The sequence below is a fragment of the Phenylobacterium sp. genome (assembly GCF_046590535.1).
In the GTDB taxonomy this organism is placed as follows: Bacteria; Pseudomonadota; Alphaproteobacteria; order Caulobacterales; family Caulobacteraceae; genus Phenylobacterium.
In genome coordinates, this window is sequence record NZ_JBKJTG010000015.1 from 21,378 (window position 1) to 27,762 (window position 6,385).

Consider the following 6,385-nt stretch of genomic DNA (forward strand, 5'->3'; position numbering starts at 1 on the left):
CATGAGTTTTTCGGCGGTGATCGTGGCGGCTGGGGCCGGTCTGCGCGCGGGGCCAGGCGAGCCCAAGGCCTGGCGAATGCTGGGCTCGCGGCCGCTGATCCGCTGGTCCGTCGAGGGGCTGCTCTCGGCCGGAGCCCACGAGGCGATCGTGGTCGTCGCCCGCGACCGCCTGGCGCAGGTGGACGAGGCGTTGGCCGGGCTTACCGGCTGGAAGGCGGTCACCGGCGGCAAGACCCGGGCGGAATCCGTGCAGGCCGGTCTCGCCGCCATCACCGCCGGGCGCAACCAGCCGGTGCTGGTGCACGACGCCGCCCGCCCCTTCGTAACCCGCGAGCACGTCGACCGGCTGCTGGCCGCCCTCGACTTGGCCGACGGGGCCGTCCCGGCCCTGCCCGTCCCCGACACCCTCAAGCGCGGTGAGGGCCTAGTGGACGAGACCGTGTCTCGCGAGGGTCTGTGGCGCGCCCAGACCCCGCAGGCCTTCCGTTGCGGCAAGCTGAAGGCCGCTTACCGCCGCTGGCCGGCCAACGAGGAGCCCACCGACGACGCGGCGGTCATCGAGCGGGCCGGCGGCAGCGTCGCCATGATCCCCGGCGACCCGATGCTGATGAAACTGACCTGGCCGGCCGACTTCGCCATGGCCGAACAGCTCGCCGCCGCCCGCCGCATCGTGCGCATCGGCCTGGGCGTCGACGCCCACCGGTTCGGCCCCGGCACAGTGGTCTGGCTGTGCGGCATCCGCATCGAGCACGACCTGGGGCTTGTCGGCCACTCCGACGCCGACTGCGGCCTGCACGCGCTCACCGACGCCATCCTGGGAGCCATCGGCGACGGCGACATCGGCGAGCACTTCCCGCCGTCTGATCCCCGGTGGAAGGGCGCCTCCTCCGACCAGTTCCTCACCCACGCCGTGGGCCGGGTGGCTGCGCAGGGCGGTAAGATCCTCAACGCCGACGTCACCCTGATCTGCGAGCGCCCGAAGGTCGGCCCCCACCGCACCGCCATGCGCCAGCGCATCGCCGACCTCCTGGGCCTGCCGATCCACCGCATCAGCGTCAAGGCAACCACCACCGAGGGTATGGGCTTCACCGGCCGCGAGGAAGGCCTGATGGCCCAGGCCGTGGTGTCCGTGGAAACGCCGCTCTAACCCGGTATCCAGGCGTACTTTTCCTGCAGGTTGCGCCACAGGGCGCCGGCGAGGTTGGTGTAGTCGTCGGTCCAGGGCCGCGCCTTGCTGGGGTCCGTGGCCTTCCAGCGGGGGTCCCTGGCGAAGGTGGCCAGGGCCTGCGGAGACTTGGCGACGATCACCGCGTCCTCCGAGGATTCCCAGGAACTGCCGCGATCTTCGGTGGGCCGGTAAGCCTGGATCAGGGCGTGGCCGCCGGCGGCCTTGGCCACCGCCTGGGCGGGGCCCTTCAGATCGAGGTTGCGGTTGGAGAGGTGCAGGATCACCACCCCGTCTGGCTTCATCCGGGTGAGGTAGCCGCGCACCGCCTCCACGGTGAGCAGGTGCGCCGGCACCGCGTCGGAGGAGAAGGCGTCGATCAGCAGGATGTCGAAGGTCCCTGCAGGCTGCTTCGCCACCGTCAGGCGCGCGTCGCCCAGGACGTAGTCCACCGGACCCTCGGCGCACTCGGTGGTGTAACTGAAGTGTTTGGGATCGCTGGAGATGCGCACCACCAGCGGGTCGATCTCGAAGAATGTCAGGGTGTCGCCTGGCCGCACATAGGCCGCCACCGAGCCGGTCCCCAGGCCCACCGCGCCGATCCGCAACGCCTTCGACTGGAGCTGCTTGCCGGTAAACACCTGCCCGATGGGGGTCAGCGGCGTGTAGTAGACTAGCGGCCGGCAGCGGTGCGTGGGGGCCGTCGCCTGGGCGCCGTGCAGGGTGGTGCCATGGGCCAGCATCTTCACGGTGCCGCCCAGGCCCGCGACCTGGGTTTGGCTCTCACGCAGCACGCCGAAAAAGCTGCGCCAGCTCTGCCGGGTGTCGGTGCGGTCAGCCGCCGCCTGGGCGCCCATGGACAGAACCAGGATCACGGCGAAGAAGAACAGCGCTCTCGAGCGAACCAGGAAGGCGGCGATCACCGAACAGGCCAGCAGCACGCGCACCCCAAGCTCCAGGAAATCCTGCTGGCTGAAGTCGCCGACGATGCCGGTGACGCCGACCCGGGGGCCCAAGAAGGTGGTCACCGCGGGGGTGGCCATGGCGGCCACGATCCCCAGCACAAGCATCGCCCAGGCCCACGGCTCGACCTTGTCGCGCCCCCACGGCCTGACCAGGCACGAGAGCGCCAGCACCACGGGATACTCCCAGACATTGTTGAAGATCACCGGCGCGAGGAAGGCGTTGAAGCTGCCGCCGACGACACCGCCCACAGACATCATCAGATAGAATTCGGTGAGCCTGGCCGGGTCGGGCCTGCGGGCCACCAGCGCCTGGTGGCACATCAGGGCGGTGAGGAAGAACGCCGCCAGGTGGATGAACAACTGGAGGGCGAAGAAAGTCGAGCGGAACGGCAGCAGCGCCGCGCACGCCGCCACCGCCGCGGCCTGCAGGACCAGGGTGATCTGCGGATGGATCGCCGGCTTGGCCTGGAAGGCGATGATGAAGGTGCCCAGATAGAGCGCCAGGGGCAGCACCCACAGGAACGGCGCGGACGCCACGTCCGTGGTGATGTGGGTGGTCACCCCCAGCATCAGGCTGGAGGGAATCGCCGCCAGCGCCACCCAGGTGAGGCGCTCGCGCCAGGTGATCGCCCTGGCCGTCGTCGGCCGGGCGGCGGCCGCGGGACCCTGCGTCCCGGCGCGGGCGACCAGGAAGGCCAGCGAGCCCATCAGCACCACGAAGGCGGCGTAGCCCAGGCTCCAGCCCATCCGCTGGCCCACCAGGGTGAAGGCCGGCTCGACGATCAGCGGATAGGCCAGCAAGGCCAGCAGGCTGCCCAGGTTGGAGGCCGCATAGAGGACGTAGGGTTCTTTGCCGTCGACGGCGCCGAGTGTCCGGGCGTGCCAGGCCTGCACCAGGGGCGCGGTAGCCGAGAGGACGGCGAAGGGCGCGCCGATGGACACCGCCAGCACCCCCAGCAGCCACAGGTTCGGGTGGTCTGACGACGGCGCGCCCACCAACTCGCTGACCCTGAGCGGCAGGGCGATGGCGGCGACCACCAGGGCGGCGCAGTGGACCAGCGCCTGGGTCCGGACCGAGCCGATCCGTTGCAGGGCGTGGGCGTAGGCGTAGCCGGCCAGCAGCGCCAGCTGGAAGAACGCCATCGAGGTATTCCAAACCGACGGACTGCCACCCAAGAGCGGCAGCACCAGCTTGGCCACCATGGGCTGGACCAGGAACACCAGCGCCGCGCTGGAGAACACGGTGACTGTGAATAGCGCCGGCGGCAGGCGCCAGGTGGAGGCTGGTTGGGTGGCAAGGATCGTCATGGGCGCGAATCGCCTTGTCTGATCTGCGGGACCGATGCTCTGGTCTCGCCTCGCTTGAGCTTATGAGCAGTTAAGAGGGCGGCGCCGATGTTTTCGCTGGAGATCGTCACTTTGGCGCGGCTTCTGGTCGACGAGGCGCGGGAAAGATCCCTGCGCATCGTCACCGCCGAGAGCTGCACCGGCGGGCTGGTGGCCGGCGCGATCTGCCAGGTCTCCGGCGCGTCGGACGTCTTCGAGCGCGGCTTCGTCACCTATTCCAACCGCGCAAAGCAGGAGCTTCTGGGGGTGCCCGGCGATCTGATCGCCGACCTGGGCGCGGTCTCCGAGCCGGTGGCGCGGATGATGGCCGAGGGTGCGCTGGAGGCCTCCAACGCCCACATCTCGGTGGCGGTCACCGGGGTCGCGGGTCCGGGCGGCGGCACGCCGATGAAGCCGGTGGGCACCGTGCACATCGCCACGGCGCGGACCAACCACGGCCTGATGCATCGCCAGGAGTTCTTCGAGATCGAGAGCCGCGTGGAGATCCAGATGGCGGCCGTCCAGTCCGCCTTGCAGGCCCTCAGGGACCGGATGACCTGACGCTGGGCGTCCCGTAGAGCGCCTTCGCCCGAGCCTCGAAGCAATCCATCAGCCGGTCCACGGCGTGGGCGAAGTTGGCGGTCAGAAGCGCCGTCAGCAACCGAGACTTGAACTGAAAGTCGATGTCGAACTCCACCTGGGTGGCGCCCTCCCCGGTGTCGAGAAAGCGCCAGGTGTTGGTGAGCGCTCTGAACGGCCCGGAGATCAGGGTCACTTCGATGCGACGGCCCGCCGCGTCGCGCCGGACCCGCGTGGAGAACCGCTCCTTCAGGAACGAAAAGCCGACGCCGGCCTCCGCGTCCACCGCGGTGACCCCCTCACCCAGGGTCCGCGCATTCCAGGTCCGCATGCTGTTGATCCACGGCACGAAGTCCGGATAGGCCTCCACGTCGCCCACCAGGGCGAACAGCTGGTCGGGCGTGTAAGGCAGCAGCTTGGAGACGTGGTGCCGCAAGGGCGGGCCGCTCAGGCCACGGTTTCGCGGGCCAGCCGCGCGGCCTGCAGCCGGGCGAAGTCTTCGCCGGCGTGGTGCGATGACCGGGTCAGCGGGCTCGACGCCACCATCAGGAAACCCTTGGCCCGGGCGATCTCCTCATAGGCTGCGAACTCGTCGGGGTGGACGAAACGGTCGATGGGGGCGTGCTTGCGGGTCGGCTGCAGGTACTGGCCGATGGTGATGAAGTCGATGTCGGCGGAACGCATGTCGTCCATCACCTGCATGACCTCTTGCTTGGTCTCGCCCAAGCCGACCATGACGCCAGACTTGGTGAACTGGTTGGGGTCGCGCTCCTTGACCCGCTCCAGCAGGCGAAGCGAGTTGTAGTAGCGCGCGCCGGGCCGGATCGAGAGATAGAGCCGCGGGACGGTCTCCAGATTGTGGTTGAACACGTCCGGCTTGGAATCGATCACTTCGTGGGCCGCAGCCACGGGTTTGCGCAGAAAATCAGGGGTGAGGATCTCGATGGTGGTCCCCGGCGCGGTCAGGCGGATGGCGCGCACCACGGCGGCGAAGTGAGCGGCGCCCCCATCCGCCAGGTCGTCGCGGTCCACCGAGGTGATCACCACGTGCTTCAGGCCCATCTTGGCCACCGCGTCGGCGACCCGGGCGGGCTCCGTCGGGTCCAGCGCCAGGGGCCGACCGGTGGCCACGTTGCAGAAGGCGCAGGCCCGCGTGCAGATTTCCCCCATGATCATCATGGTGGCGTGGCTCTTGGACCAGCACTCGCCGATATTGGGACAGGCCGCTTCCTCGCAGACGGTGACCAGGCCATGGGCCTTGACGATGTCCCGCGTGGCCGCATAGCCGGGCGAACCCGGGGCCCGGACCCGCAGCCAATCCGGCTTGCGCAGCAGCGGCGTGTCGGGACGCGACTGCTTCTCTGGGTGACGCGGGCGCTGGGCGCCCAGGGTGTCGATGACCACGGCCATGGGGCCTAGATCGTCTCCCCGGGCCTTCGGATCAAGCCTTGATCGCCGGCACCCTTCGGCTCCCAGTCCGCGTTAGCTTCCATGAACCCTCAAACCCACAGGCCGACCTGATGGTGACGGAGGAGGTCAGCGCGCTCGCGGAAACCCAGAGCCAGGTGTTCACCAGCCTGATGGCCGGCTCCGGCCGCCTGGCCGCCTGGCCGCCAGCCGCGCCGTCGCCCAGTACCGGCGTAAGGTGAAGGCCAACCGCCGCCGGCTTTCCAAGTCCTGAGGGAACATCCCGGCCCCCGGTACGTTTAGCCTTTGCGACAGAGGGTCGCCGCCTCCCCCCGGGCGATCCCGACCCCTCGCCAAAGGCCCCGGCCTCCGGAAACGGAGTGTCGGGGCTGTTTTTTTGGGGCTCCCCTCAGTTTCCAGACGTGACGGCGCGCAGGGCGCAGCTTACCCCTGAGTCGAACCGACGGGGGGAATGCCCATGAAGCTCTACGCCGCGATGGCCGCCCTACTGCTGGCGCTGGCCGCGCCGGCCCGCGCCGCGCCGCCCAGCCCGGCGGCCCTGGCGGAGGTCGACCGGATCTTCGCCGACTGGCGGCTGGCGGCCCATGCCCCGGGCCTGGTCTACGGCGTCGTGGCGGATGGCAAGCTGGTCCACGTCAGGGGATTGGGGGTGCAGGACACCGGCTCAAACACCCCCGTCACCGCCGACACTCTGTTCCGCATCGCCTCGATGTCCAAGGCGTTCACCGCGCTGGCCATCCTGAAGCTGCGCGACGAGGGCAAGCTCCTCCTGGACGCCCCCGCCGAGACCTATGTCCCGGAGTTGAAGGCCTGGCGCTACCCCACCACCGACAGCCCACGGATCACCGTGCGCAACCTGCTCACCCACACCGCCGGGTTCGTGGAGGACAATCCCTGGGGCGACCGCCAACAGGTGATGAGC

The 6,385-nt window shown here is 69.5% G+C and carries 7 protein-coding genes; 4 read left to right on the top strand and 3 right to left on the bottom strand.

The genetic code is table 11. The features are described from left to right. Position 1: 1 nt before the first annotated feature. Positions 2 to 1,147, top strand: coding sequence for a bifunctional 2-C-methyl-D-erythritol 4-phosphate cytidylyltransferase/2-C-methyl-D-erythritol 2,4-cyclodiphosphate synthase (locus ACLL81_RS00940; RefSeq protein ID WP_411286471.1), 1,146 nt, complete (start codon positions 2 to 4; stop codon positions 1,145 to 1,147). Here ACLL81_RS00940 and ACLL81_RS00945 read toward each other — a convergent pair. Continuing rightward, complete coding sequence (locus ACLL81_RS00945) at positions 1,144 to 3,438, bottom strand: spermidine synthase (protein ID WP_411286472.1); 2,295 nt, start codon at positions 3,436 to 3,438, stop codon at positions 1,144 to 1,146. The two genes, ACLL81_RS00940 and ACLL81_RS00945, sit on opposite strands and share 4 nt — an antisense overlap. Before the next feature lie 87 nt (positions 3,439 to 3,525). Here ACLL81_RS00945 and ACLL81_RS00950 point away from each other — a divergent pair, with 87 nt between their 5' ends. After that, positions 3,526 to 4,017, top strand: a complete 492-nt coding sequence (locus tag ACLL81_RS00950; RefSeq protein ID WP_411286473.1) for a CinA family protein — start codon at positions 3,526 to 3,528, stop codon at positions 4,015 to 4,017. Here the strand turns inward: ACLL81_RS00950 and ACLL81_RS00955 are convergent. Together ACLL81_RS00955 and lipA are read right to left on the bottom strand one after the other, a co-directional pair. Continuing rightward, positions 3,998 to 4,471 carry a type II toxin-antitoxin system RatA family toxin gene (locus ACLL81_RS00955; protein ID WP_411286474.1) on the bottom strand — a complete coding sequence of 158 codons (474 nt, stop codon included), beginning with the start codon at positions 4,469 to 4,471 and terminating at the stop codon, positions 3,998 to 4,000. The genes ACLL81_RS00950 and ACLL81_RS00955 overlap by 20 nt on opposite strands. Before the next feature lie 11 nt (positions 4,472 to 4,482). Next, complete coding sequence (gene lipA, locus ACLL81_RS00960; RefSeq protein WP_411286475.1) at positions 4,483 to 5,445, bottom strand: lipoyl synthase; 963 nt, start codon at positions 5,443 to 5,445, stop codon at positions 4,483 to 4,485. Between the two features lie 38 nt (positions 5,446 to 5,483). On the opposite strand from lipA, the gene ACLL81_RS00965 reads away from it, so the two are divergent. Beyond that, a complete protein-coding gene (locus ACLL81_RS00965) occupies positions 5,484 to 5,684 on the top strand; it encodes a hypothetical protein (RefSeq protein ID WP_411286476.1) in 201 nt (66 codons plus the stop codon). A 236-nt stretch (positions 5,685 to 5,920) separates the two neighbouring features. Further along, positions 5,921 to 6,385, top strand: a 465-nt coding sequence (locus ACLL81_RS00970) for a serine hydrolase domain-containing protein (RefSeq protein ID WP_411286477.1), incomplete at its 3' end; no start/stop codon positions are given.